Annotated in this window: 24 protein-coding genes; 15 read left to right on the top strand and 9 right to left on the bottom strand. The window is 47.3% G+C overall.

Features of this window, described 5'->3' with window-relative positions; all coding sequences use genetic code 11:
• Positions 1-121 precede the first annotated feature (121 nt).
• From BFR57_RS07910 to BFR57_RS07870, 9 genes are all read left to right on the top strand, one after another.
• The gene (locus BFR57_RS07910) at positions 122-2,230 is read left to right on the top strand and encodes a TonB-dependent siderophore receptor (RefSeq protein WP_071463452.1); all 2,109 of its coding nucleotides are present in this window, start codon (positions 122-124) and stop codon (positions 2,228-2,230) included.
• A gap of 37 nt (positions 2,231-2,267) precedes the next feature.
• Positions 2,268-3,320: an ATP-binding protein gene (locus tag BFR57_RS07905; RefSeq protein WP_071463451.1), complete on the top strand. Its 1,053-nt coding sequence runs from the start codon at positions 2,268-2,270 to the stop codon at positions 3,318-3,320.
• Complete coding sequence (locus BFR57_RS07900) at positions 3,293-3,829, top strand: response regulator (RefSeq protein ID WP_071463450.1); 537 nt, start codon at positions 3,293-3,295, stop codon at positions 3,827-3,829. Before BFR57_RS07905 ends, BFR57_RS07900 begins: the two co-directional genes overlap by 28 nt.
• A gap of 109 nt (positions 3,830-3,938) precedes the next feature.
• Positions 3,939-6,248 carry an EAL domain-containing protein gene (locus BFR57_RS07895; protein ID WP_071463449.1) on the top strand — a complete coding sequence of 770 codons (2,310 nt, stop codon included), beginning with the start codon at positions 3,939-3,941 and terminating at the stop codon, positions 6,246-6,248.
• Between the two features lie 103 nt (positions 6,249-6,351).
• Entirely contained in the window at positions 6,352-8,202 is a 1,851-nt protein-coding gene (locus BFR57_RS12865; protein WP_071463448.1) for a methyl-accepting chemotaxis protein, read from the top strand.
• A gap of 97 nt (positions 8,203-8,299) precedes the next feature.
• Entirely contained in the window at positions 8,300-9,448 is a 1,149-nt protein-coding gene (locus BFR57_RS07885; RefSeq protein ID WP_071463447.1) for a PepSY domain-containing protein, read from the top strand.
• 1 nt (position 9,449) lies between these two features.
• On the top strand, positions 9,450-9,926 hold the full coding sequence (locus BFR57_RS07880; protein ID WP_071463446.1) for a hypothetical protein: 477 nt from the start codon (positions 9,450-9,452) through the stop codon (positions 9,924-9,926).
• Positions 9,927-9,998: 72 nt separating this feature from the next.
• On the top strand, positions 9,999-11,351 hold the full coding sequence (locus BFR57_RS07875; RefSeq protein WP_071463445.1) for a diguanylate cyclase: 1,353 nt from the start codon (positions 9,999-10,001) through the stop codon (positions 11,349-11,351).
• A 154-nt stretch (positions 11,352-11,505) separates the two neighbouring features.
• Positions 11,506-12,756 (top strand): AMP-binding protein, encoded by a 1,251-nt coding sequence (locus tag BFR57_RS07870; RefSeq protein WP_071463444.1) that lies wholly within the window; start codon positions 11,506-11,508, stop codon positions 12,754-12,756.
• Here BFR57_RS07870 and BFR57_RS07865 read toward each other — a convergent pair.
• Complete coding sequence (locus BFR57_RS07865) at positions 12,753-13,664, bottom strand: LysR substrate-binding domain-containing protein (RefSeq protein WP_071463443.1); 912 nt, start codon at positions 13,662-13,664, stop codon at positions 12,753-12,755. The genes BFR57_RS07870 and BFR57_RS07865 overlap by 4 nt on opposite strands.
• Positions 13,665-13,773: 109 nt before the next feature.
• Between BFR57_RS07865 and BFR57_RS07860 the strand changes: the two genes are divergently transcribed.
• Positions 13,774-14,628 (top strand): DMT family transporter, encoded by an 855-nt coding sequence (locus BFR57_RS07860; RefSeq protein WP_071463442.1) that lies wholly within the window; start codon positions 13,774-13,776, stop codon positions 14,626-14,628.
• Between the two features lie 21 nt (positions 14,629-14,649).
• Here the strand turns inward: BFR57_RS07860 and BFR57_RS07855 are convergent, their stop codons facing one another.
• Entirely contained in the window at positions 14,650-15,504 is an 855-nt protein-coding gene (locus BFR57_RS07855; RefSeq protein WP_071463441.1) for an NAD(P)-dependent oxidoreductase, read from the bottom strand.
• A gap of 118 nt (positions 15,505-15,622) precedes the next feature.
• On the opposite strand from BFR57_RS07855, the gene BFR57_RS07850 reads away from it, so the two are divergent.
• Positions 15,623-16,252, top strand: a complete 630-nt coding sequence (locus tag BFR57_RS07850) for a DUF502 domain-containing protein (protein WP_071463440.1) — start codon at positions 15,623-15,625, stop codon at positions 16,250-16,252.
• Here the strand turns inward: BFR57_RS07850 and BFR57_RS07845 are convergent.
• The 3 genes from BFR57_RS07845 to BFR57_RS07835 form a co-directional block, all read right to left on the bottom strand.
• Positions 16,249-17,592: a diguanylate cyclase gene (locus BFR57_RS07845; RefSeq protein ID WP_171903948.1), complete on the bottom strand. Its 1,344-nt coding sequence runs from the start codon at positions 17,590-17,592 to the stop codon at positions 16,249-16,251. The genes BFR57_RS07850 and BFR57_RS07845 overlap by 4 nt on opposite strands.
• A 176-nt stretch (positions 17,593-17,768) precedes the next feature.
• Positions 17,769-17,963 carry a hypothetical protein gene (locus tag BFR57_RS07840; protein WP_071463438.1) on the bottom strand — a complete coding sequence of 65 codons (195 nt, stop codon included), beginning with the start codon at positions 17,961-17,963 and terminating at the stop codon, positions 17,769-17,771.
• Positions 17,964-17,987: 24 nt separating this feature from the next.
• Positions 17,988-18,278, bottom strand: a complete 291-nt coding sequence (locus BFR57_RS07835) for a hypothetical protein (RefSeq protein WP_071463437.1) — start codon at positions 18,276-18,278, stop codon at positions 17,988-17,990.
• A 142-nt stretch (positions 18,279-18,420) separates the two neighbouring features.
• On the opposite strand from BFR57_RS07835, the gene BFR57_RS07830 reads away from it, so the two are divergent.
• From BFR57_RS07830 to BFR57_RS07820, 3 genes are all read left to right on the top strand, one after another.
• A complete protein-coding gene (locus BFR57_RS07830) occupies positions 18,421-18,702 on the top strand; it encodes a hypothetical protein (protein ID WP_071463436.1) in 282 nt (93 codons plus the stop codon).
• A 70-nt stretch (positions 18,703-18,772) separates the two neighbouring features.
• On the top strand, positions 18,773-20,248 hold the full coding sequence (gene dgt, locus BFR57_RS07825) for a dGTPase (RefSeq protein WP_143441061.1): 1,476 nt from the start codon (positions 18,773-18,775) through the stop codon (positions 20,246-20,248).
• Positions 20,249-20,261: 13 nt separating this feature from the next.
• A complete protein-coding gene (locus BFR57_RS07820; RefSeq protein ID WP_071463435.1) occupies positions 20,262-20,609 on the top strand; it encodes a hypothetical protein in 348 nt (115 codons plus the stop codon).
• 33 nt (positions 20,610-20,642) lie between these two features.
• Here the strand turns inward: BFR57_RS07820 and BFR57_RS07815 are convergent, their stop codons facing one another.
• From BFR57_RS07815 to BFR57_RS07805, 3 genes are all read right to left on the bottom strand, one after another.
• Complete coding sequence (locus tag BFR57_RS07815; protein ID WP_071463434.1) at positions 20,643-21,422, bottom strand: HAD family acid phosphatase; 780 nt, start codon at positions 21,420-21,422, stop codon at positions 20,643-20,645.
• 50 nt (positions 21,423-21,472) lie between these two features.
• Complete coding sequence (locus BFR57_RS07810) at positions 21,473-22,648, bottom strand: diguanylate cyclase (protein ID WP_071463433.1); 1,176 nt, start codon at positions 22,646-22,648, stop codon at positions 21,473-21,475.
• An 85-nt stretch (positions 22,649-22,733) separates the two neighbouring features.
• Positions 22,734-23,609 (bottom strand): LysR family transcriptional regulator, encoded by an 876-nt coding sequence (locus BFR57_RS07805; RefSeq protein WP_071463432.1) that lies wholly within the window; start codon positions 23,607-23,609, stop codon positions 22,734-22,736.
• A 93-nt stretch (positions 23,610-23,702) separates the two neighbouring features.
• Between BFR57_RS07805 and BFR57_RS07800 the strand changes: the two genes are divergently transcribed.
• The gene (locus tag BFR57_RS07800; protein ID WP_071463431.1) at positions 23,703-24,203 is read left to right on the top strand and encodes a lactoylglutathione lyase family protein; all 501 of its coding nucleotides are present in this window, start codon (positions 23,703-23,705) and stop codon (positions 24,201-24,203) included.
• Here BFR57_RS07800 and BFR57_RS07795 read toward each other — a convergent pair.
• The gene (locus tag BFR57_RS07795; protein ID WP_071463430.1) at positions 24,200-25,462 is read right to left on the bottom strand and encodes a M23 family metallopeptidase; all 1,263 of its coding nucleotides are present in this window, start codon (positions 25,460-25,462) and stop codon (positions 24,200-24,202) included. The two genes, BFR57_RS07800 and BFR57_RS07795, sit on opposite strands and share 4 nt — an antisense overlap.
• Positions 25,463-25,548 lie beyond the last annotated feature (86 nt).

The following is a 25,548-nucleotide window of genomic DNA, read 5'->3' as shown; positions in this document are numbered from 1 at the left end:
ACTTACAAACTTGTAAAGTTAACTTAAGTATAAAGGGTGCGACAATTTGTCACATGGTCAAGCACGGTTCAGTTTGTAAACTGTGCTGCAAGTTAATGTGTTCACCATCGGACTATAAAACATGCAGAAACTCTTTCCACTTGCGCGTACTAGTTTTCTAGTTTGCACCGCTCTAAACACCCTTTCAATTCATGCTGAGACCCCGCAAGACACCACAGAAGTTATTGAAGTCAAGGGCCATCAAAGTCAACGTACTTTGGGTGATTTATCTCAACAGCTGCGCGAGCAAGGCGTCGACTTTTCTGCAGCGGGCGGCGTATCGGCCTTGCCCGTTATCAACGGCATGATGGGTGACCGTGTTAAAGTGATTATCGATGGCGCCGAGTTAACCGCTGCTTGCGCTAATCAAATGAACCCACCACTTTCCTATATATCAGCGAATCAAGTCGCGGCAACGCAAGTTATTGCCGGTATAACACCGGTGCGTAGCGGAGGTGACAACATTGCAGGTGTTATCAATTTAGAACAAATGCGTACTCAGTTTAGCGATACCGAGCAGCTCTCTTGGCAGCAAGGTTATTTCGCAGGCGAGTATCAAAGTAACGGCGACAAATGGTTAGCTGGCGCAGGCGCCCAGTGGGCGAGCAAAAGTTGGTCAATTGACTATCAAGGTGCCTACGAGGAATCCAACAGCTATGAAGACGGTCATGGTAATACCGTGCTCGATACGCTTTATCAAGCGCAAAACCATGCTCTCACCACGGCTTGGCGCGATGAACGGCAGCAATTTACCACCAAGCTCACGGCGCAAGCCATTCCTTATCAGGGTTTTCCCAACCAATATATGGACATGACCGATAACCAAAGTCTGGGGGCGCATGTTAAGTACCAACGAAACTTGGCTCAAGGCGCTCGCTTCACGAGCTACTTTAATTGGCAATCAGTCGAGCATGAGATGGGTTTCTTCACGGACGAAAAGCCCGGCATGATGCCGATGGTTACCGATGCCAGTGATCGCAGTTATAAACTACATTGGACGCTCCCGGTTTCGTTAATCGGGAGTCATGCAAGCGATATTACTTTAGGTCACGAATTATTCGATTACCAACTCGATGACTATTGGCCTGCCTTGACTGGCTCAATGATGATGGGACCCAACCCCTATATCAATATTAATGACGGCGAACGTCAGCGCGTCGCTTTATTTGCCGATTCAGATACGCAACTTACCAACGATTGGTGGATTAATGCAGGTGTACGTATCGAGCATGTACGCACCGATGCGGGAAAAGTACAGCCATACAACGATAGTCCAATGATGGGTATGCTTAATCCTGATGCAGCTGCAGCAACAACCTTTAATCAAGCCGAGCGCAAACAGACGGACACTTTAGTCGATTATACCGTCGCCGTTAAACATAGAATAAACGCCCAACAAAGCCTCGAATTGGGTATCGCACAAAAGAATCGTGCGCCCAATTTATATGAGCGATACAGTTGGGGACGTGGAACCATGGCAACCACTATGATTGGTTGGTTCGGTGATGGCAATGGTTATGTCGGACGTATCGATTTGAAGCCAGAAACAGCGCAAACCCTCAGTGCAACTTATCAATTAGAAAACGCTCACGATGATTGGCAACTTTCGCTAAGTCCGTTTTATACGCGAGTAGATGACTACGTTGATGCTGAGGTGATCGGCACATTTAATCGCGGTACATCCCTCGTAACGGCGCGCAATATTCTACAGATGACCAATGTTGACGCCACACTAAAAGGTATCGATGCCCAATATAACCAGCGTTGGAGTCAACTCTTGGGGGTTGACGAGTGGCGGCTGAGTGCGTCCGCAAAATACACCCATGGCGAACAACACAACGGGCGTCCACTCTATCAGATTCAACCACTGACCCTGCGCGTCGCGCTCAGTCAGCAATGGGGGGCATGGGAACAAACCGTTGCAATTGAACACGTCGCAGAAAAAGATCGCGTCGATCCGCAGCGTTTGGAAAACCGCACTGAGGCCTATGAACTCATCAACTGGCAACTCAGTTACACCGCTGCACAGTGGCAGGTCAATATGGGTATCACCAATGTATTGGATGAGTTTTACCGACAGCCACTCGGCGGCGTCAATATTGCGGCGCAAAAAGCGGCTGCCAACGACGGGTTTGATAATATTGCCGGTGCAGGACGTTCAATAAACTTTGGCGTCCGTTATACATTTTGAGTAAGCTTGCTTTGAGTGTATTTAATGAGGCGGTAACATGATTTTGCTTATCTGTATGGCGGTGTTTCGCAAACGCCGCCTCACAGTCATTTGGATGTTTGCCCTGCTCCTGCTCGAAATAGTCGCGCTCAACTTGCTTATCGCGTTTAACGGCGCCGCAAGTAACCCTTTCAGCGCAGTACTGTTGATTCCAGTCGTGATGGCGTGCGTTTGGCTACCTCACTCTGCAGCAGTGGCGGTTGTTGGCTTAAGCATCGCAGCGCAGTGGACCCAGTGGCAGTTTACTCAGTTCGATGCCAGTCACGCCATGCTTGCTCATGCACAGGGCATGCTGCTTGGCTTCACGATTACCAGTGTGCTGATCATGACGGTGGTATTTTATTTGCGTCATCGGCTTAATCAACAAGAGCATCAACTACAAGCGCTGCGCGAAAAGCAATTACGTAACGAGCAGCTATTGGCAATAGGTACCGCCGCCGCACAACTTACACACGAATTAGCAACCCCGACACAGGCAGCACAGTGGCTTCTCGAGGAAGCACTGGAAAAAACACAGCCCACTCCCGATTGGTTAAATGACCTCAGTCAACAGTTTTCTCGCATCCAAAATAAGCTCGAGCATTGGCGCCATGTCACGGATGACGTACGTCATCAGCGCACTGTCAGTATCAATGCACTTGCCCTCGCGACGGAGATTCAACATGTAATGCAGTTGGCGCGTCCTGAAGTCGCCATCAGCTGGCGGGTCGAGCGTCAGCTCGAGTCGGTCAACATCAACGCTGACCGCACGCTGTTACCCGCGCTAAGCAATGTCATTGTCAATGCCTGCGATGCGCAAAAGCAAATCAGTGACGCGCCCGTTGTAGTGTCTATTATGACCCAACAAAACGGTTTTTGTATTGAAGTCCGCAATGCCGGTCATTCAGATAATTTGAATCAACTCGGACAACGACTCATGCAAAGCGATGAAGGTCATGGCGCAGGAGCTGTTATCAGTAATGCCACTTTAGAAAAGTTTGGCGGAACGCTACGCTGGACTCACGCAAATAATGAGGTAGTCACTTGGATAACGCTTCCCTTATCATCATAGATGACGACACAAGCTATCGTAGCGTATTGCAACGTCGGCTCACTCAAAAAACCGACTTTTCGGTAGCAGCATTTGCCTCCACGGAAGAGGCGCTCAGCGCGCCCAAATCAGCGCATTGTCACGGGATCATTTTAGATATGATGTTGACTGATGAATCGGGGCTTGATGCCATCGCTCAACTCAAGCGGCACTTTACCCCAAACCATCTGATCATGCTCACTGGCTACGCAAGTATAGCGACTACGGTCGAAGCAATGCGACGCGGCGCAACCGACTACCTGGCCAAGCCGGTTGCCCTCAACACCCTGCTTCAAAGGCTTATTCCGACACAAAATTTCGTTGCCACAGAATCACCCGAAACAACACTGACGCCAGCCCAACTCGAATGGGAACATATTCAACGCACCCTGCTCGACCACCACGGCAATATCAGTGCAACGGCTAAAGCGCTAGGTATGCACCGGCGAACTCTACAACGCAAATTACAAAAGATGTCACCTCGCGGATAAAATACAAACAATATACGCTAGACATTTACAGCATATGTTTTATATTTGTTAACAAGACATTCAAAAAAGTATTCTTCTTATTATATAGAAAGAATCAGGGGTGCAGTTTATGCCATCGTCTCGGGCCACGACACTCATGCAAACGGGTTTGATGAACTCTGTCTCCGAGCGCGCATTCGACAATATCGCTTATATCGCGAAACTTATATTCAATACCGATATCGTTTTAATAAGCCTGGTCGATGACGACCAACAGTGGTTTAAAGCGAAAATTGGCCTCTCGCTATGTGAGACGCCTATCGATATATCCATTTGCCAGTTCACCATTCAAAGCGATGAACCCTTTATCATCAATGACGCATTAACCGACAGTCGGTTTTCTAACAACCCCTTGGTAACGGGTTATCCATTTATACGTTTCTACTGCGGTATTGCGCTACATGCACCCAATGGACAGCGTATTGGCACCCTGTGTCTGATTCACGGCTCGCCACGGACAATAAGCAGTCATGAGCTCAAGATTCAACGTCATCTCGTACACATGATCGAGTACGAATTCATGCGCCGAGGTCGTGCTCCGTTGCCCGATGCCGTGCAACCCAGCCGGCTAAATGAAGTGATTATCAAAGCACAGCATTTATTGCTGACAACCCATAACGATCAACTCACCTTTGATATTCTACTCGATGACATCCTAAAACTAACCTCGAGCGCGTTTGGGTTAATCGGTGAGGTCCTCTACGATGAGGAGCAGCAACCCTACCTCAAGGTTCACAGCTTGACTAACATCGCTTGGAACGCGGAGACCAATGCACTATTTGAGCGCAATAAAGGTAATGGCTTAGAGTTTAGAAACCTCAATAACTTGCTGTGTAAACCCCTGATTAGCGGCGAAGTATTGATTACCGATAATGCAGCAGAAGATAATCGGTCGGGTGGCACGCCCTACGGTCACCCACCTATCCAGAATTATGTCGGGATCCCCGTATACTCCGGTGAGACAATGGTCGGCTTAATCGGCCTAGCAAATCGCATTAATAAATACACGCCCGCTTTCGTTGACTCTTTGCATGCGCTGACCTCGGTCGTGGGTGTATTGATCGAGCGTAACCGCATGGTGAATGAGCGCAAACAATTTACCGTCAACCTGCAGCATGCGGCCTTTCATGATGAGTTGACAGGTTTGCCCAACCGGCGTCAGCTCGATCGAGATATTAAAACGCTCACCCATGCACAAACCCCATCGCAGTTTTCTATCTGTTACATTGACTTAGATGGATTCAAGCCAATTAATGATAATTATGGTCACGAAGTCGGCGATAAATTGCTGAAGTTAGTCGCGGCGCGTATTAAACATACCATTTATTCCAAAGACTCAGTCGCCCGTATTAGTGGTGACGAATTTGTCGTTTTGTTGAACCGCTCCGCTAACAAAGATGACTATCAACAGATTATCAACGCTATCGCACAACCCTATTCAATCGATGACATTATGATCATGGTGTCGGCGAGTATGGGGGTTGCGGTATACCCTAATGATACACCTAACGCCGAACAGCTCATCCGATTCGCAGATCAATCAATGTATCAAGCAAAAAGTGAGGGTAAGAATCAGGTCAGTATTCATGATGCCAAACAAGCTTCAGAGCGCGAACATAAGATAGAGTTTATAAAAGAGCTCCTTTATGCCATCGACGAGCGGCAGATAGAGTTTGCCTACCAACCCAAATTTAATATGCACAGCAACCAAATAGTGGGTGTCGAAATGCTCAGTCGCTGGCGTCACAAAACCCGAGGTCTATTGATGCCTGGGGCGTTTATTCCGCAAATTCAAGGCTCTCAAGCCGCTATAGCGCTCGACCATCACGTGCTGAATGAAGCACATCACTTGGCAGCAATGTGGCGCCGTTCAGGCCACAAAATCAATGTCAGTGTTAATATTAGTGGTGATTACTTCAACAGCGATTTGTTTAAACGTCGATTAGAAGCCATGTCGGAATCAAATACTGGGCGCGATAATGGTATTACGCTCGAGATTTTAGAAACCACCACAATCGATGACCTCGATGAAGCGGTCGACATACTGAAGCGCTGCCACCTCTGTGGTTATCGCACCGCACTCGACGACTTCGGCACACACTACTCTTCTCTCACTTATTTTAGACGTTTGCCCGTTGATGAAATCAAGATTGATCGTAGCTTTATCACGAACCTAAAAACGAATACCAACGATGAAGCGATTGTCGAAAGCATCATTTATTTGTGCGGTCGCTTTAATCGTGAAGTGGTCGCCGAGGGCGTGGAGACCCAAGAGCAAGCCGATCATTTGCTATCGCTGGGATGCCATTTAATTCAAGGCTATTTAATTTCGCCCCCCGTCTCACTAGAAGAATTAAGCTATAACGCCATATTGTCATAAAAGCTTCATCTAAATCCTTATAATGAATGGCCGATACACAAAGAATCTTCAGTTCTTTGAGTTCATTGCTATGCGCCGCTCACCCTCAAACTATGGATTTTCAATGTCGATTAAGCAGAAGTTATACTTACTCGGTACAGGCGTTATTGTTGCCTTGCTGGTGTTAATGGGGATTTTTCTTTTCTCACAAGCTCAGATAGCATCGATCAATAAGGCCGATCAGCAACAATCACGACTCAGTCGCCTGATCAGTGAACTACGCATAGCCGAGAAAAACTTCTTACTCGATAGTGACCTTAAGTACAGTCAGTCAGCTCAGCAGCAAATTGCGCGTATTGAGAGCACCTTAAAAGAACTGAAGCAAACCGTCACTTACCCTGAAGTGTTAACATTACTTGATCGCATCGATGATGCCGTTACCGTTTATCAACAGCGTTTTATTGCGCTTGAGCAAGCGATGGTAGATCGGGGGCTCACACGCAAACTCGGCGCCTACGGAGCACTCCGCGATGCGACACACCAACTTGAGGCGGTACTTGATAAGCGTAACGATAATGCAACCTTAGTGACTTTACTGCAACTTAGGCGCGCAGAAAAAGACTTTATGCTGCGCTGGGAAGATAGTTACGTCGATAAAGTCGCGCGCATTGCTGACCAACTTAGCAACCAATTGGCGGGTTCCGCGAATGACCAAAACAAAGTTAAAGGTTACTTGGTTGAATTTAATCGTTTCGCTGATCTCTCGAAGGCCATCGGTTACACGCTCACTGATGGGCTCAAGGGCGACCTCAGAACACAAGGAACTGAGCTGAATGATATACTTAGTAGCTTAAGCAAGGTACTCAATGACCAGCTTTCGCAACAACAGGGGCAAGCCACTTGGCTGCCTATTATCATTACCTTATTAGTTATCGCGCTCATGATTGTGATGCTGTACTGGGTAACACGCTCGATCAACAAGCCATTACAGACGCTCAAAGCTCAGCTGAGTCAAATCCAAGAGAATAATGACTTGTCACTGCAACTGGATAAACATCAAAACGATGAGTTTGGCGCTGCCGTTGATCACGTCAACCAACTACTCACTTATTTTAGAGGCGTGATAGAAAGCATTCGTCGAACCAGTGTTAGCGTGGGCGACTTATCTCAACAGCTATCCGGCACCGTGTCGCATTCTTCTCGTAAAACCGAGCAACAAAATGCGGAAATCGAACAGGTGGCTGCGGCGGTTGATGAGGTGGGCTCAACGGCACATACCATTGCCCAAGACGCCGAGGGGACAGCGCAACAAGTGGACGAAATTGCTCAACAGGCCTCAACGGGTCGTAACGTCATCAACTCCGCCGTTGAGAAAGTCAACTTCCTTGCGGAACGTCTGGCAAATAGCAACCAACACGCGTCTGAACTTGCCAAACGCAGCCAAGGCATCAGCGATATTGTTGCCGTTATTAATGGTATCGCCGAGCAAACTAACCTGCTAGCGCTAAACGCAGCGATTGAGGCAGCCCGTGCGGGTGAGCAAGGACGCGGATTTGCCGTTGTTGCAGACGAGGTACGTAATTTAGCGCAGCGTACGCAAAAATCTATCAATGAAATTGAGCAAATTGCCACCCAACTTTCAGAGCAAACAACGGTTATCGTACAGTCATTGGAAGAGTGCAATGAACTAGGTGACGAAAGCCGCCAGGAAGCAGCGCGTTCTGGCGACCTATTTACTGAAATTAATGAACAGTTAATTAAAGTAAACGACCGTTCAGCTTCGATTGCCACAGCTGTCGAGCAACAGTCAAAGGTCGTTGATGACACCTCGCAAAATGTCGTGCGAATTAAAGACGCAACCAATGACATTTTGGCGGATGCACGCACCAATGCAGAGACAGCCGAGCAACTAAGCCGCTTCGCGCGCGAGTTAGGCGATTCCGTTGCACAATTTAAATGCGATTCGGGTCGCTAGGTATTCCTCATTTTTCATTAATATAGCCAAATACATTTGATAATTGTTCTTATTAGCAATATCATTAAGGCAATGTTAATGAATGATGGAATGCCCTATGACGCAACGGCAATGGTTTAAAATTCACGGATGGTGTTCGCTCCCCATATGGATCGTATTTTGTTTCGTCTGTATCACGGGCACCATCGCGGTATTTAGCCACGAGTTAACTTGGCTATTTAACGAAAACGCACGTGCCTTAAACCCCAATGATTTAGCGCCAATCGCCATGTCAGAGCGCGTCGCTGCGGTTAAAGCCCTGTACCCATCCGCGCACATAACAACCGTCATGACGTTCGAGTCGTACCTGACCAACGCGGTGATGTTCTCTGCCGACTCCGTTCCAGCGGGCATTGCTTACGTCAACCAATACACAGGCCAAGTGCAGGAAGTCAATCAAGGTATTACCTTTATCAACTTCATGCGATCTCTGCACGGCTGGCTACTATTCCCTTGGCAAAGTAGCTATAGCGTCGGCTACTATCTGGTATCGGCGATGTCCTTTGTGATGATGGGTGCCTTAGTCAGCGGCCTGGTTATCTACAAACGTTTTTGGCGCGCCTACACTCAACCTAAGATTCGTGTGAAACAAGGTAAAAAGTCGATCCTCTCCGACTTACACAAACACGCAGGTGCGTGGTCTATCTGGTTTATCATGATCATGAGTTTGACGGGCCTGTGGTACTTCACGCAACAAGTACTCTGGCATGCGGATATCGATATCGAGCCTCATGCACCGACAGTAAATATCAGTGATGTTCCGCGTGGTGAAGCCCCGGCCGAACCCACGGTCAGCTTTGACCAAGCCATGCAAATCGCGCAAGCACAGTTCAGTGACCTACAACCCAGTTATATCATGATGCCAGAGCACAATCGCGATATGTATAAGATTATGGGCGGTGGAGACTTCATTTTTTATGATCAATATTCCTACCGCTTAGCCATCAACCCATGGACAGGTGACGTTGCACAGGCTGACTCTCCCGCCAATATGTCACCATTGCAAACCGTCCTGCATGTCGTCGATCCATTGCATTATGGCACTATCGGCGGGATCTGGACCAAAGCGATTTGGTTTGTATTCGGTCTCATTTTGTCAGCGATGTCGATCACAGGGTTTATGATTTGGAGCTCAAAAATAGTACAGGCAGCGCGCGCTAAAAAAGCGGCTAAGCGTGAGCAAAAGCTGTCAGAGCAAGGAGCATAATATGGCACGTTTGAAGAATACATTTTGGCATCGTAACAAATTCAAGTTATCGGGTCTGATACTGATATTGCCCATCTATTTTCTGTACGAATCGCTACAGCCACCGGAGTTTCCCCAAGTATGGGAGTCAAAGTCAGTGGGGCAGCTTGAGCTTGCGTTGCAGCCAATCAACAATGAACCACCTTACGCGCACCATGAAGATTGGGTTAAAGATTTCTCGGTATGGGTCAATGATGGCGCTGTCAAAAATATCCGCCAAGCCTATATCAATATCGGCCCGCGCCCATTGCCATTGAACCAATTGGAACAAGACGATGTGGGTATTCTACACGGCAGTGATAGTTTGCAACATGTACACGCCATCGCACCCCAAAAATATTCACCGTCTGATCAGGTGTGGCTGACATTGCAGAACTGGGATGGTAGTCAACATGTTCAATCGTGGTCGTTACCGCCGCAATGGGTTCCCGCGAGTTAATGTAAATTACACTAGCCAATTTCAATGCTTTTGATTACTCTACCACTATAACTCGTTGGTGGAGTCATCCATTTGCGCATTGATCGTGTATTTCGAAAGCTCGCAAACACGCTGCCCTTTATGATGGCGTTTATCGATACTGAGCGGCGCTATCAGTTCGTTAACGAGCGCTATGAACAGTTTTTTGGCGTCAAATTTGCCGATCTTAAAGGCAAGTTAGTGGCCGAAGTATTGGGTCCCGAGTCTTACGAGCGTATCTCTAAAATCCATTCCAAAGTGCTCGCGGGTGAAGACGTTTCACTGCGGGAAAAAGTGACGCTCCGTAATGGGCGTGTGTTACAGCTTGAAATTAAGTATGTCCCAAACCAAAACCAACGTACGGGGCAAATTAACGGATTTTTCGCCATTATTAACGACGTCACTCATTACGCATCGGCATCCGAAGTATTGCGCGCCGTCCATGATGTGATGAACCGACAATCAATGGGGTTATCCACCGATCGCATTACCAAACTACTCAAGCTCGGCTGTGAATACTTAAATACCGATATCGGTATTGTAAGCCGCGTGGTTGATAATGAGTACACCGTTAAATACGCGTGGTCCACCGGTGATCCTATTCCCCCCGGGACACAGTTTGAACTCGGTAACACCTATTGCTCGGTCACCTTGGCGGCGAGTGACGTTATTGCCACACGTCACGCCTCAACGAGTAAGGAATTCAGCGGACATCCTTGCTATGCCGCCTTTCAATTAGAGACCTATCTCGGTCTACCGATCCGTATCAATGGAAAAGTATGGGGCACGCTCAACTTTTCTAGCCAAACTTCGCGCGGCGCACCGTTTACCGACCTCGATAAAGAGCTCATGGGGCTGCTCTGCTCGGCGATAGAAACGTTGATTATCAACAACTCAAAGACCGATCGCCTCGAGCGGCTCGCCTATACTGATTTTCTCACAGGGCTCAGTAACCGCTTATTCATTAATGAGTTCTTTGAGCGTTTGGTCTATCAAAATCGTGAACGGTTGAATCAATACTACTGCGCATTAGTCGATATTGACCACTTTAAACAGCTCAACGATCAATTTGGTCACGACGCCGGGGATACTGTACTGCAAGCCGTCGCACTTGAGTTCACCGACAGCCTGCGTAATGATGATGTGTGCGCCCGCGTTGGCGGCGAGGAATTCATGTTACTTATCCACGCGGAAGACAAAGCTGATATTGCACGTGTCGTTGATCGCCTCCGCCAAGACATAGAAAAGTTAAAAATAGAACATGATGACGAAATCATTACCACGACGGTATCGATTGGTGTGACTAAATTACAAGAGCAAGACAGCTTTAACCTTGCTTATAAACGGGCTGATAAAGCGCTATACCAAAGTAAATCAGACGGTCGCAACTGTACGCGCTGGAACTAACCTTAAATTTTTCTTAAAAGCGGTGATCTAAAGTCATCTCCCATGACTAAACTAGTACTCAATCGTTCTTAAAAATCGTAAGTTCAACAAGCTTTTTTAAAGTTGTTCAAAAAAAAATCGAACAATAAGAAGCGCTTTAACTGAGTATAACAAGATGGCAAAACTAACCTCTTCCTCTATCGTAGATATTCTCGGTGCCATTATCGCCGATGAACTTGGACGTCTGCGCATGGGCGATGAACAGCTCTGGAAAGGTCGCCAGTGGCAACCTAACACCCAAATAGTCTTTGCCAGCAAAGCAACCGGTGATGCACAGGAAGTCATCGTAGACTCGTTTGAATGGATGTCCATTGCCAGCCGTGTGGTCGAATTTTTTCAGCTCGACAGCAGTGGGTTAGAAGATTATCTGTTGCGTTTTTCAACCTTGCAACAATGGGCAGAAGTGATAGAAACGAGTCGGGAAGATCATCGACTCGATATTACGTTTTGCTCCTCAGGTTCGGTAGCACAGGTGTCACATCACCGCCATGATTGGATGGCGCTGCTCGCCGAAGCACAATTTTTTATTGATTTTATTAAGCGTCATGATGTCGAAATTCAGCGCGTCGTTAGTTTTGTCCCACCTCACCATATCTACGGCTTTATTTTTTCAGTACTCGTACCCGAGCTACTCGAAATTCCGGTCGTGAGAGGCCTAAAGGCGTTCTCAATAACCCAAGCCCAGCAGCTAAAAAACAATGATCTGCTGATTGGATTTCCCGCCGCTTTTGAACAGTTTGTACAGATGGACACGGTCTTTCCTCAGGCCGCCAATGCCATCTGCTCAACAGGGCCCTGTGCACCTGCAGTACTGAACGCACTGACTCGTAATGGACTCAACAGTGTATTTGAGGTGTATGGTAGTACCGAAACCGCTGGCGTTGGTATTCGCAATGCTCCTAATCAGCCTTACCAACTATTGCCGCGTTGGATCAAGCAAGGCAAAGAACAATTAATGGATAATCTCTCGCGCGAACTCATTGACTTACCTGATAGCATCCAGTGGCATGGTCCTGGTCTATTTGAGCCGCTAAAACGCAATGACGATACGCTTTCAATCTGCGGTAAGTCAGTCCACCCGGAAACTATCGCTGGAGTAATCCGCCAACATCCCAATATCAGTGATGCACGCGTGCGCCTTAATCATGCTGAAGAAAGCCACTCCCTAAAAGCACTGCTGATAGCCGACCCAGAACAACGCTCAGGTCAGTCAGAAACCTTGATCGCACAAGTACGCACGTGGCTTGCCGATAAGCTTGAACCGCATGAGCTACCTAAACGTTTCGCTGTGCGTGACTCTATTCCAACCAACGAGCTCGGTAAGGAAATCGACTGGGACTCGCAGCCTGATTTAATGCGCCGTTAATAGGCACTGATGGCTTGTTGCGATTGACACAGTTCGACAAGCCAATCTCTCAAAACTTGAATAGAACTGCGATTGGAAAGCGTACTCGGCACCACGAAATAGAAGCTATCGCCCGTTTTAAGTCCATGCATCGGTAACCTGACTAACTCTTGCTCACGCTCCCGCTGGGTCGTCATAAACTCATTCAATAGCGCGATACCGTGGCTATGTTTAGCAGCTTCAGCTGCCAGTAATAAATGACTAAAATGATGCACCTTGGCATTGTTAGGTAAGCGCTTCCCGCCTTGTTTAAACCACATTTTCCAATCATAGCCAGGCGTTGCATGGGCAAACGTATAAGTGGCTGAGAGTAATGGAAAGGCGAGTAAAGCACTTGGATCGCGCAGTTCGTCTAGCCGCGCCCGAATGTCGTAAGAGCAATACGGATATAAATATTCGTCGTATAAATGGGTCACTTCAAAACCGCTCTTAGGGGGCTGGGTGGTTATAAAGCAATCCGCTAACGCGCGTTCGAATCCACCATCTTCGGTGAGCATGGTGAGTGTTAAATCAACATTTGGGTAGCGTTGCCGGAAACGATCAACCGCTGGGATTAACCACTTAACCGCTAATGAACCATAAGAAGCAAGACGCACAAATCCTGCATCACCGTGCTGAAGTTGCGAAAACTCACGCTCTATTTGCGCGAGCGGCTCCTCGATATTTTGGTAAAAAGCTTCACCCGCTGCGGTGAGCAATAATTGCCGCCCTTTACGAATAAACAAAGCTTGCCCTAACCGCTCCTCTAACAGTTTAATTTGGTGACTCACGGCGCTTTGCGATACGAATAACTCTTCAGCGGCTTTAGAAAAGCTGCCACGGCGAGCTACCATGGCAAAATAATGGATCGCTCTAAAAGGTACACTCATACATTAGTATCTAAATTACTCATAGTTATTAGATTTTAATATCATTTTTAATAATATCAAACAGGTTTTATCCTAACCCCATCTTCAACAAATCATCAGGGGGTTCATCATGGATAAAGCGTTAATTGCTGCAGTGTTATGGTTAGTGTTAGGCAATAATGTGGCGATTCTATCGGACTCACTGATTAAGATGTTGGACAGCTTCGATGCGCCATTTCAATTTGTCTTATTACGGCAAGTCAGTGCAGTGCTCATCCTTCTGCCATTTATCAAACTGCGTGGCGAAAGCTTGGCACCCAAAGGTTTGCGTTGGCATGCAGCGCGCGCGCACATTTGGCTGTTCGGCACCGCTTTGATGGTACTGTCACTCACCACTCTGCCGCTTGCTACTGCCAATGCGTTATTTTACGCAGCGCCCATGCTGACGGTCGTCATCGCACGCATGGCATTTAAAGAGCGCGTTACATGGCACAGTACAGTCACTGTCGGGCTGGGCATGCTAGGCGTGCTCATTATTGTGAACCCAACTGAATTTAACCCATTTGCCGTCGCGGCGTTACTGGTGGCGGGTAGCTTGGCCGTTAATAACCTACTGATCAAGAAGCTGCCGCGCGAGCACGGTATTTTACAGACCTTGTTCCTAACCAACCTGCTGGGACTTCCAGTTGGCATTGCGATGGCAATTTGGGAAGGTGCAGTGTTTGAATGGCAACGTATGTTATTTGCCACTGGCTCAACACTGTTTATTATGATTTATGCTGCTACCTGTATTTACGCTTATCGGGCGGTCGATAGCGCAAAAGTCACCAGCGCCGAATATACAGGTCTGATTGGCGCCGTTGCGATTGGTATGGTGTTTTTTGCTGAACAGCCGGGGCTTAACTTTTATATCGGCTCAGCGATGATTGTTGCGCCACTGATATGGCAAAGCTGGGCGTTACAGAAAAAACCAGCGACTTCTTAACCGAAGTCGCCGGTACACCTGCTATTCATAAAGCTTGGCGACCACCGTCATGTTCCATTCGCCCAACTGTTGCTCTTGCGCCTCATTAAACACCGTGCGTGCTGCTGAGGTCATGGGCGCGACTTGGTCGGCTGCTTGCAAACAGTAGCCCAGATCTTTTTCAATCAAATCAACTGGAAACTGAGGATCATACGCTTCGCTTACCATGGATTTGCGCACGATACCTGCGGTTTTGCTCCATACCGGTGTCGTCGAAACCGCCTCGAGGATCGCATCCGGGTCTTGCCCTTGGCGGTTGAGCATGCCAATCAACTCTGCAATCGTCGTTACCTGAATACCCATTAAGGTATTAGTCACTAATTTGGCAAGCGCGCCGGAGCCCATCTCACCGGTGTGGTTCACTTTTTTACCCATCAGTGATAACACCGGCTCGGCACGTTTTACCAAATGGACATCACCGCCCACTAAATAAACTAACTCTGCATTCTGTGCCTGCGGACGCGAGCCTGATACGGGCGCCTCAATTAGCTGTTTACCGCGTTGTTGAGCGTGCTGTGCCAGCTCTTTTACCCAATCCACTGACAAGGTCGAGCTCTCAATCGCAATCGCATCGTTGTCCATGCCCTTAAAAGCGCCGGTTTGCTCATCCAACCAAACCGCTGCCGATGCATCATCATCGCGCACCATCGCAATCACGAGTTCGGCACCTTGTGCTGCCTCAGCCGGTGTATTAGCCCATTGCGCGCCTTGTTCAAGCAACGGCTCAGCTCGGGATTCAGTGCGGTTCCAAACCGTCAGAGAATGTCCGGCATCAATGAGATGCTGCGCCATGCGAATACCCATCGCACCCAAACCTAAAAATGCAATCTGTGTCATATTTACACCTTAATATTTGCCAAAACGAGCTAAGTAGTGTCAGTGTACTACGTATAATGAACAATTTTGATTAGCCATTAGTATCGAATGGTCTACAAATTAAGGAAGTCACCCAGTTATGAAACGTATTTTCCAGTTCCTCCTCAAAGGGTTAGCCATTCTGCTACCGATTATCGTGACCATCATGTTAGCGCGTTGGTTGCTGGTCACAGTAGAGACCTGGTTGAGCCCGATTTGGAAAGCATTGTTAGGCGAGAGCTATTACTTTCCGGGGCTCGCGTTTGCTAGCTTTCTATTACTTGCAGTGCTCATTGGTTTCACCTCACAGTGGTCGTTTTTGCAGTCCATTTGGCAATTACCAGGTAAGTTGATGAACAAGTTGCCCCTCCTGCGCAACCTATACGGCACCATTAACGATGTGTTCGATATGATGCAGGGCAAAGACTTTGCCGATGAGTCCGTCGTGCTAGTGACGATGCCGGGCAGTAAAATGCAACTGATCGGTATCGTCACCAAACGCAGTGATAAAAAAGCAAAAGACAAAAACGATAAGTTAGTGAATATCATGCCAGACGACCATGTCGCCGTATTCCTGCCAATGGCCTACAACGTCGGTGGTTACATGATTATGGTGCCAAAAGATTGCGTTCAATCGATCGATATGAAGCCGGCTGATGCTCTGCAATTGACAATCAGCGCAGGACTTGGCAAGAGCCAAGGCAACTTCAAATCAGATGACAATGACTAAACGGGCCGTTGATTGGCTTTGTCTCGGTACATCGCCTGATCGGCGCGAATAAGGATATCCTTAACGCTACTTTCAGGCGCATTGAAGACCGCGACGCCAATACTGAGCGACGGACGGATACTTGCTTTGCCCCATATTAACGTGCGCTGTTCGATTTTCTGTCGTAACGACTCAGCTAACCGTTGCGCGCTTTCCTCGCTTTTAATGCGATGCATAATGACAACAAACTCATCGCCACCTAACCGTGCGACGATATCAGTCATTCGCACGCCGCTGAGGATTTCATTAGCGACCAATCTCAGTAATTGATCACCTGCCTCGTGCCCATAAGTATCATTGACTTCTTTAAAGCCATTGAGATCAATATTTACAACAGCAAAGGCTTGTCGCCCCTGATTAAGCTCCGTTAACTTATCTAAATGAGCCATAATAAAACGGCGGTTATATAAGCCAGTTAGCTCATCTTCATGAGCAAACCTACGCACCACACGATAAGATCGCCAGAGCGCGAAAACGGCCGCAAATATTAGAAAGCCAATCACTAGCAAACCAATACGCAGTGCCATTAATTGCCGAGACAAAGTGACCGGAATCTCTGTATCAAACTGAGCACCAACGACCCACTCACCATTGGGGATATTAATGACCGAAGTGAAGTCGGTGCCTTCAAAAATCTGCTGGTCACCGAAAAACACCGCGCCCTCCATCCCTTCGGCATCAACACCTCGAATGGCTACAGGTTCATCACTCAAGTCGGCAAACCCTGAAACCTCCATCAGCGAAGGATAATCGATAACTATACTGATACTCCCCCAGTAATCGTTGTTCACCGGATAGTCATTAAAAACAGGAAAACGCGCTATTACAGCCTTACCACCCTGAACAAGCTCGAGTGGACCAGATAAGAACACGTCTTGTAATTCACGTGCTTTTAAGACGGTGCGATATTGGTTGGGGGTTGACCTGAAATCAAGACCTATTGCACGCTCATTACCTTGTGGAGGGTAGTTCAGTAAAATAACATCATTAGGTGCAATACCCACGTTACGCACATGAGTTGACTTGCTCATCAACTTTTCACCTAACTCTGTCCAATTCTGTATGGCAAGTTGCGGGTCGATTGTGATCACAGTGGCTAAGCTGTCAGCCAAAAAGACGTCGCGAAATAACTCGGCCTCTAACTTTGACTTTGCCAAAGACACGACTTCGCGAAGTCGTTCGTTCTGCTTGGTAAGTTCGCGTTCTTTAAGCAAACCAACCACTGTACTCGTGGCTTGATAGATGACCACAGAGTAAATTAGAAAAACAATAACACCGATTACATACTGCTTTTTCTTCACATCGACACCCATCGCTGGATTTAAAACAATTTAATATTTTTGAATCATACGTTCAAAAATAGCGAAAGGTCACCGTTATAACAAAAATTATGGTGTGTAGTAAAATGTTGCTTTATTGTTAACAAAGTGGCATCTGTCAGTTTTTACGACTCACGCACGGTATTTTCCTTTGAACGTTATTGACTGACCGACTTGTTCTTAAACACGATATAGCCTATTAACGTCAGCAACTGCACAATGATATAGCCAGCCATTGTGGGAAACGAGCCATCTGCAAGCACCACCATGCCAAAAATGATTAGAGGGAAACAGACAATAAATAGTTCAAATAAAGCGCGTTTTACCCATGTGCTCTTTTCCTGTTCAGACATAAAACCTCCAGTACGCTAAGCGCTTCAATAACCTTTAAAAAAGCCCGCAATCTCTTTTCCTTTTGCGTGCTCACTTTGCGCTAAAAACAGTTGGTAGAGATTATGTTTGATGAGCTTGCGTCGAAGCAAGAATAAATTGACAGAAATATAAGCGGTCAGCGTGAATAAGGTGAGACCAACGAGCAACGTTGCTAATGTAAGCAGAGGAAGATGATAAGCGCTTAACAACAGCGTAAAAAACACCGCGCCGGATACTAAGCTAATTTCCCATTTAATGGCGCTGAGCGCTACTATTAAAACTTTTAAGTTCAACATACGACATTATTGTTGTTTTTATTTAACGATTTAAATTTGTAAGCACTGAGCAAATGTCTGAACGATCACTTCAAACAGTGTTTACATTAAAATAACAATCATCCATATTGTAGGAATCAGATTACAAAATCAAGGATGTCCAATGAATAAAATCATGTTTGTATTGGCACTGATCGCCAGTCTATCAGCGTGTGAGAATCATCAAGCTGAACCCTATCAAAAAGACCGCTCGGTCGAATCTCGGGATGAATACAACGGCCTTGAAGGTATGGAGCAGTATCAGAAAGATGAAATTGAGCGGATGAAAACCGATAAGTCCGAGGCCTGCCAACAAGCACAAATCGATCTCGCCAAAGCAGAAAGTGAAGGCGATACAAAACGCATCAAGCGTTTAAAAGCACTGGTAGAGGACGTGTGCAACTAACAATTGGCGCTTGCTTCGCGTTAATCCGGCTGATACAACAAGGCTCTACTCAGTCAATAGTGGAGCCATTGTGAATTTAACTCGTCTCGTCGCCCGATTAAAAGCTGACCGTCCGTATTCTCGCAATGCCGGAGATTGGATCATTGCCGCCGAAAGCGACCGTGGCCGGATTATAAATTCTGCGGCGGTAAGGCGTCTACAACAAAAAACACAAGTATTCCCACTTGAGCGCAATGCCGCGGTGCGGAGTCGTTTAACGCACTCTCTCGAAGTACAACAAAACGGCCGCTATATAACACGTGAGATCGGCGAGCGGCTTAAACAAGCGCGCCACTTTGAGACGTTAGAAGAACAAGGCACCTCTCCCCATGAACTGTTTCGGGTCATGGAGAGCTGTGTCGAAATGGCGTGCATCATGCATGACATTGGCAACCCACCTTTTGGTCATTTTGGCGAGGCGGCAATTAGTAGCTGGTTTGCGACGCATAATAATGAACTATTTGCCGGTTTCAATGAGCCGGATGCCGCCGATATTAAAAGTGAATTGCAGAGTTTCGAAGGCAACGCGCAAGCGATTCGTTTAATTCACTCATTGATGAGTCTCAACCTAACCTACACACAGGTCGCGGCGGTATTAAAATACACGCGATTAGCGAGTCGCCCTAAGCCCAGTAAAAGCGACCCATTAAGTTATTTGGGTAAAAAGCCAGGCTATTATCTGGCCGAGCAATCACTGATCAACGATCTCTATCAAGTACTGGATCTCCCACATGGGCACCGTCACTTCCTAAGCTACATTATGGAGGCGGCTGACGATATTTCTTACGGCATCGCGGATCTCGAAGATGCCGTCGAAAAACACGTTCTTAACCGCGAACAAGTTGCCGAAGGCATTCGAGAGCAGTTTAGCCGCTTAGGCGGCGACCCCGACAAAGCCGAACTTCTGTACAGCGGTAAAGCGATTTCAGTGAACGATATTTTAGCCAAAGCAAGCTACTACGCGGCAAAAGATAGCATTGATACAGACAATCAGTTTTTTATCTGGCTACGCGTCTATGTTCACCATATTTTGGTCAATCACGCTGCACAGCGCTTTATCGACAATTTTGATGCTGTGGTTGATGGTCACTTTAATGAAGCCTTACTCGAAGATGACAGCCCTGCCCACCGACTTAGCGAAGCGCTGCAAAACCTCGCCTTCAAACGAGTATTTAATCAACCCGAAGTCGAGCAACAGGAGCTGCGCGGTCACACCATTATTCTCGGCTTACTCGATATCTATGCCCCGTTACTCAAACTCTCTACTAAAGACTTTCGAGGACTGGTACGTGAAGAGGCTAAAATACAACGCGCTTATCCACTAGCAAGCCGTTTATGTCATAAACTATCAGGTAAACACGTGCGCGCTTATCTCAAAGCAACCGATGCCAACATTTCGCCACTTTGGGAACGCTACTATCGCTGTCGCTTAATTCAAGATTATATTAGCGGAATGACCGACCAGTTTGCTTATGATGAATATCGCTCACTGCGCGTTATCGATTAGATGGAGAAAGAAAATGAAACCCCTCATTAAGTCAGCACTTATCGCGCTACCATTATTCCTCGCCTCTGTTGCAGCACATGCAGATTACCGAGTCGATACCAAACTTTACCAAGCGGGCCAGCTTGTCGGAGCGCCCTCAATGGTGGTCAAGGCGAACCAGCCCGCTACCGTCAGCGTCAATTCCACTTACGATATTGAACTGATGCTCGAACCTTATGACAGCCAACAAGTCCGCGTGACAGCGACTGTTAACTTGCACGGTATTCCGATGCGCCCCACCCTGTTGGTCGAATTGGGTAAACCCAATACGCTCACTATTGGTGATAGACGCATGGAAGTAGTGGTCAACAAATCCCAGTAGCTGCAAACGTTGGCGTCGCGCATAACGCGCGACCTACCATGAGCCGTACATCGGATTAGGTAAAATAACGACATCCTTGCCAAAGCGAGGCAATAAGGCGCTCGGATCCGCAGACGCTTGTGTAGTTTTCGCAATATCTTCAATATTGTCGCCTACTTGCATCACGATGTTATGCGGCTGTGACCATTCGGTCGCAGGCGTCACAGAGGGGCTATAACAGTCGACATCGCCGCTAGATAGTTGCTGGCGACGTAAATCTTTGTCATTCACAATCGCTTGCCCATCAACCGCCTCTTTATCCGCTTGGCTGCGCCCCATCAAGCACGTATTGTCGGCATTAATGGGCAGGCCCACAGCCATTAAATTTTGCCAAGTGTAACTATCTAACTGCTTATCTCGGTTAGTCACTAGGGCTACTTTACCACCCGCACTCACCACTGACGTAATAAAGTCACTCGCTCCTGGCACCAGTTTCGCCTGTTTACTTTTGACCCACTGATTCCAGCTCGCTGTCGAATACGATTGTCCCGTTTGACTCAGCATGGCCTGATAACCGCTGTTATCCAATACTGTCTCATCGACATCCATCACCACAACCCAGTTTGTCGGTAGCTCACGCTGCATAAGCTGTAACGCTGCATCTCGGTATATAGCTTGAGTGATGAGTGGGTATTCTTTACTTTGCGTTTGCCACTTTACTGAAGGAGGCAAAACGGTCGATGCCGAGCTTTCCTCGTGGTTTGGTTTTGTACTACAGGCACCCAATAAAGTTAGACTTAAAGTGGTTACCAAGGCCGTTACAGTTAGTCGCACAACATTCTCCTTTTAGAAAAGCGAGGTCGCATTATCCACCGAGCAAAAATCTAGCGCAATACAACACGGTTACGTCCAGCCTTCTTGGCGCTGTAAAGATTTTCGTCAGCACGCTTTAATATCGCCTCAGCGGTATCGTTTTTCGCCCGCACTGTGGCACCCAAGCTGATGGTGACTTTAACGTGTTTATTCTGGACTTTACTTTGACCTCGTTGTTGCTTGCCTTCATTGCCACGCTTGGGGCGGCTGGCATCACGTATCGACAGCGGATAACTCGCCACTGCCTTGCGTACCTCTTCGAGCTGCGTCTTTAACCGCGCCTGCTCGTTATGGGCAAAGACTAAGGTGAACTCTTCCCCACCATAGCGATAAGCTTTTAGTCCTTTTTGCTCAGCAAGAATTCGCCCGAGCAGACGCAACACCTGGTCACCAACATCATGACCATACTTATCATTAAATTTTTTAAAATGATCAACATCGAGCATACATACTGCACTGCGTCGCTTAAGGTGTTGCAGTTGACTCATTAAGGCTCTTCTCTGCGGTAGGCCAGTTAATTCGTCAATATAAGCTAAACGCAACAGTTGGTCTGCTAAAGCGACAATCAATCCCGTCGCTGCCACAATCACAGTCCAACTCAACGCATCTGGCGCAGAGCCAGTTAACAACAGCGCCATCATGACCAACCACGCTGCCCATTGCGCCCACCGATAGGCGGCTGATACTTGATACATCAGGAACGTTGCCCAAGTTCCCGCAATCGCCAAGACAAACAACCCGTAGGCTAACTGCGGGTAGTCATCACGCAAAGTAGCGGTCATTAACCAATGCGAAGGATTCAAAGCAGCGATGCCCGCCCCTAACGGTGGCCATAACAGACCGAGTGGCAAACCAAGTAATAAAATGAATAGGCCTTTACCTGACCATGTTCTTAACGACGGTACCGGGGCGAAACTCAACCACAAGCTCGATAATACCCACCAAATGGGCAGAGCATTGACTGTGTCACTTTGCTCGGCTAGATAAAAAGCGCCGGCATTACCCGCCAGCCACGGTGCCCAGTGCGTCCATCGCCACTGTCGAAAAAACAAAGTAAGTAGTAAAAACACACCAATAGCACCGCTCACAACTTGAACGGTGGAGAGGGGCAACGCAGGTAACCAGTGCGGAAATAAACAACCAACAAATAACCAAACTAATGCGGGTAAAACGGCCAGCAACGCCAATGTGCACTCCCCTCAGCGGCTTGTTATGAGTTTTTCAATTATTGTACGTTTATTCAGGAGTTATTACCAACACACGCGACCCTGCTTAGTGGTGTAAACTTCTTTCAATATGGCGCATCACGCGCGAAATACGACTAGGCAGCTGCGGGCCTTTACGCGTCACACAGTAGATGGGTTCAGCCACAGGCTGTGGTAATCGATGAATATTGAAAGACTCGCCGCCTTGCGATTGCTCCACCGCAAACTCCGGTAACACAGTAAAACCCAAACCTCGTTTAACTGGCTCAAGAATTAAATTAATTTGATTTGAGAAACCGCGTTTTTTAAATTCACTCATATGAGAGAACTCATTAAAATTTTGGCTCAGTAACAAGTTTCCATGATGATAACCGTCGGGGTGATCAATAAAACCTAAACCTTGCAATGTTGAGAAATCAATATCGTGAGTGATTGGCGGCGTAATTAACAGCAATTGCTCTTGACTCAGTTGCGTAAATTGGAGTCCCTCAGTTACCGGAGCTTGGGTCATCAGTCCTATATCCACTTGTTTGTCAGTAACACGAGCCTCAATGTCCGCATTAGGCGCAAAGCGATAATCGATGACTAAATCTGGAACATCCATTTGTAACGTCAGCAAAGCATCGTATAACTTCAACCCCACACTCCCAGGCGACATAACCCTGACCTCTCCACGGTCATCGGGGTCCTCTGATATCCACTGTGGCAAAGATTCCAGTTGCTCTACCAAGTCCGACGCCGTCAGTAGTAAACGCTGCCCTGCCTCCGTTAACTCAAATGCGTGATGATGCCGCACAATAAGCGAGATCTCTAGCTGCTGCTCGAGCTTCTTGATGTGTTGGCTCACCCCCGACTGCGTCATAAACAATAGTTCAGCAGTGCGCGTGAAGTGTTGTGTATTCGCCAAGGTCACAAACGTACGTAACCAAATTGGATTAACCATAACAATATGTAATCAACTTAATGAAAAACAATAATTTCACATAATGACAGGTTGTTTTGTAACCTACAAGCGTCAAAAACACAGGAGGTAGCAATGAGCAACGTATTTCCCAGAACTTTCTCGCACATTGGATTATCTGTTCCGGATCTCGATAAAGCGGTAAAGTTTTACACTGAAGTACTCGGCTGGTATCTAATAATGAAGCCCACGGAAATTACCGAAGACCAGAGTCCGATTGGTGAAATGTGTACCGACGTATTTGGAAAAGGATGGCAGCGATTCCGTATTGCCCACCTATCAACGGGTGATCGTATAGGCGTAGAGATTTTTGAGTTTGATAACCAGCAAAACCCAGAGGACAACTTCGAGTACTGGAAAACCGGTATTTTTCACTTCTGCGTACAAGATCCCAATTTAGAGGAGCTTGCAGAACGTATCGTTGAGGCTGGCGGTAAAAAACGGATGGAGAAGCCCCGCTACTATTATCCAGGCGAAAAGCCTTACCGTATGATTTATATGGAAGACCCGTTTGGCAACATCTTAGAAATTTATAGTCACAGCTATGAATTAACCTACAGCGATGGCGCTTACTAAGGCGCCAAGCTGGCTAATTGACTGTCCGCGGATTTAAGTTGTGCCAGTTGTTGTTTAAACCCCTCGAGCGCAGCGCCTTGCAGCCGCGCTTGAGCGGGTGCTTTTATATCTAACGGATTAATCGCACGACCATTATGGTGTACTTCGTAATGCAAATGTCGACCTGCTGACAAACCCGTCTTACCCAAATAGCCGATGACATCGCCCTGCTTTACATGATTACCCGGCTTCAGATCATCAGCGAAATCATTCAGATGCGCGTATAAGGTCTCATAACCATCACCATGATCGATGACCACCGCATTACCAAAGCTACCATAGCGGTTCGCACGCTTAACCACACCGCGACCAGCTGCCATTATCGGGGTGCCTATCGGTGCGCTAAAATCAATTCCTTTATGCATGCGATCATAGCCCAGTACAGGATGATGACGGTTACCATAATAAGATGAAAGTCGCGCGCCATTGAGCGGCGTTTTCAACAAAAAGCTTTGTGCCAAACGCCCATCGGGAAAATAGAATGCACCTTTGTAGCGCACCAAGCGATAATCTTCGCCCGAGTTGGTAAAGCGTAAATAGGTTAACAGAAGCGGGTTTTGCAAATGACTGAACAATGACTTAAATGAAGTCACTTCAGTTCGCTCAAAGCGCACTTCCATCAGATCGCCGGGCTGCACCTGACGCTGAAAATCAACGAAATGCGAGAGTGCCATCACCGAACTATTGATCACTCCGTTAGGGATACCATTGTGCTCAGCATCTTGATAAAGACTATTGTGAATAACCAAGTCGTGTTCTTCGGCGAGTTGCTCGGTGGGCACATGCAATAGCTCAACGTGCCAATCACCCTCAACGTAAGTCGCTTGCACCAACTCACCATATTCCCGTGCTAAGCGAATGCGGTGCTGACCCGGTTTGGGATGACTGATCTCAATGTTCACTCCGGTTTGCAACTGACCCAGATCGATAATAGGTTCAGCGCTCATCGCTAATAAAGCAACCTGACGTTGAGAAAGACCTTGGCCACCCAGTAATGTGGTTAGGTTTTGTCCGTTCTGTAACTTTACGATACGCCCGGTGCGCGAAGAGCGAATATAACGGCGCTCTAAACCGCTCAGCTCACCGTGGTCGGCTTCAAGCTCTGCACTGAAAGGCGTGAGTGGTTGGGGCACCAATGCGGTATTCTGTGTTGGGCTATCGAGTAACCAAACGCCAATAATCGTAACGAGTAGTACCGTTAGAATCAGTCTAATATTCAACGGTCACCCTCTCCAAACGGCGCAAATCCACATTGTGGGTATAAAAATCAACCACGTGTTACAACTCTCATCAGCTTGATGGGCGC

Origin of the sequence: Idiomarina sp. MD25a (assembly GCF_001870515.1) — a bacterium.
GTDB lineage: Bacteria > Pseudomonadota > Gammaproteobacteria > Enterobacterales > Alteromonadaceae > Idiomarina.
Note: the sequence above shows the minus strand (reverse complement) of the source record. Positions and strands in the feature narration are given on the sequence as shown.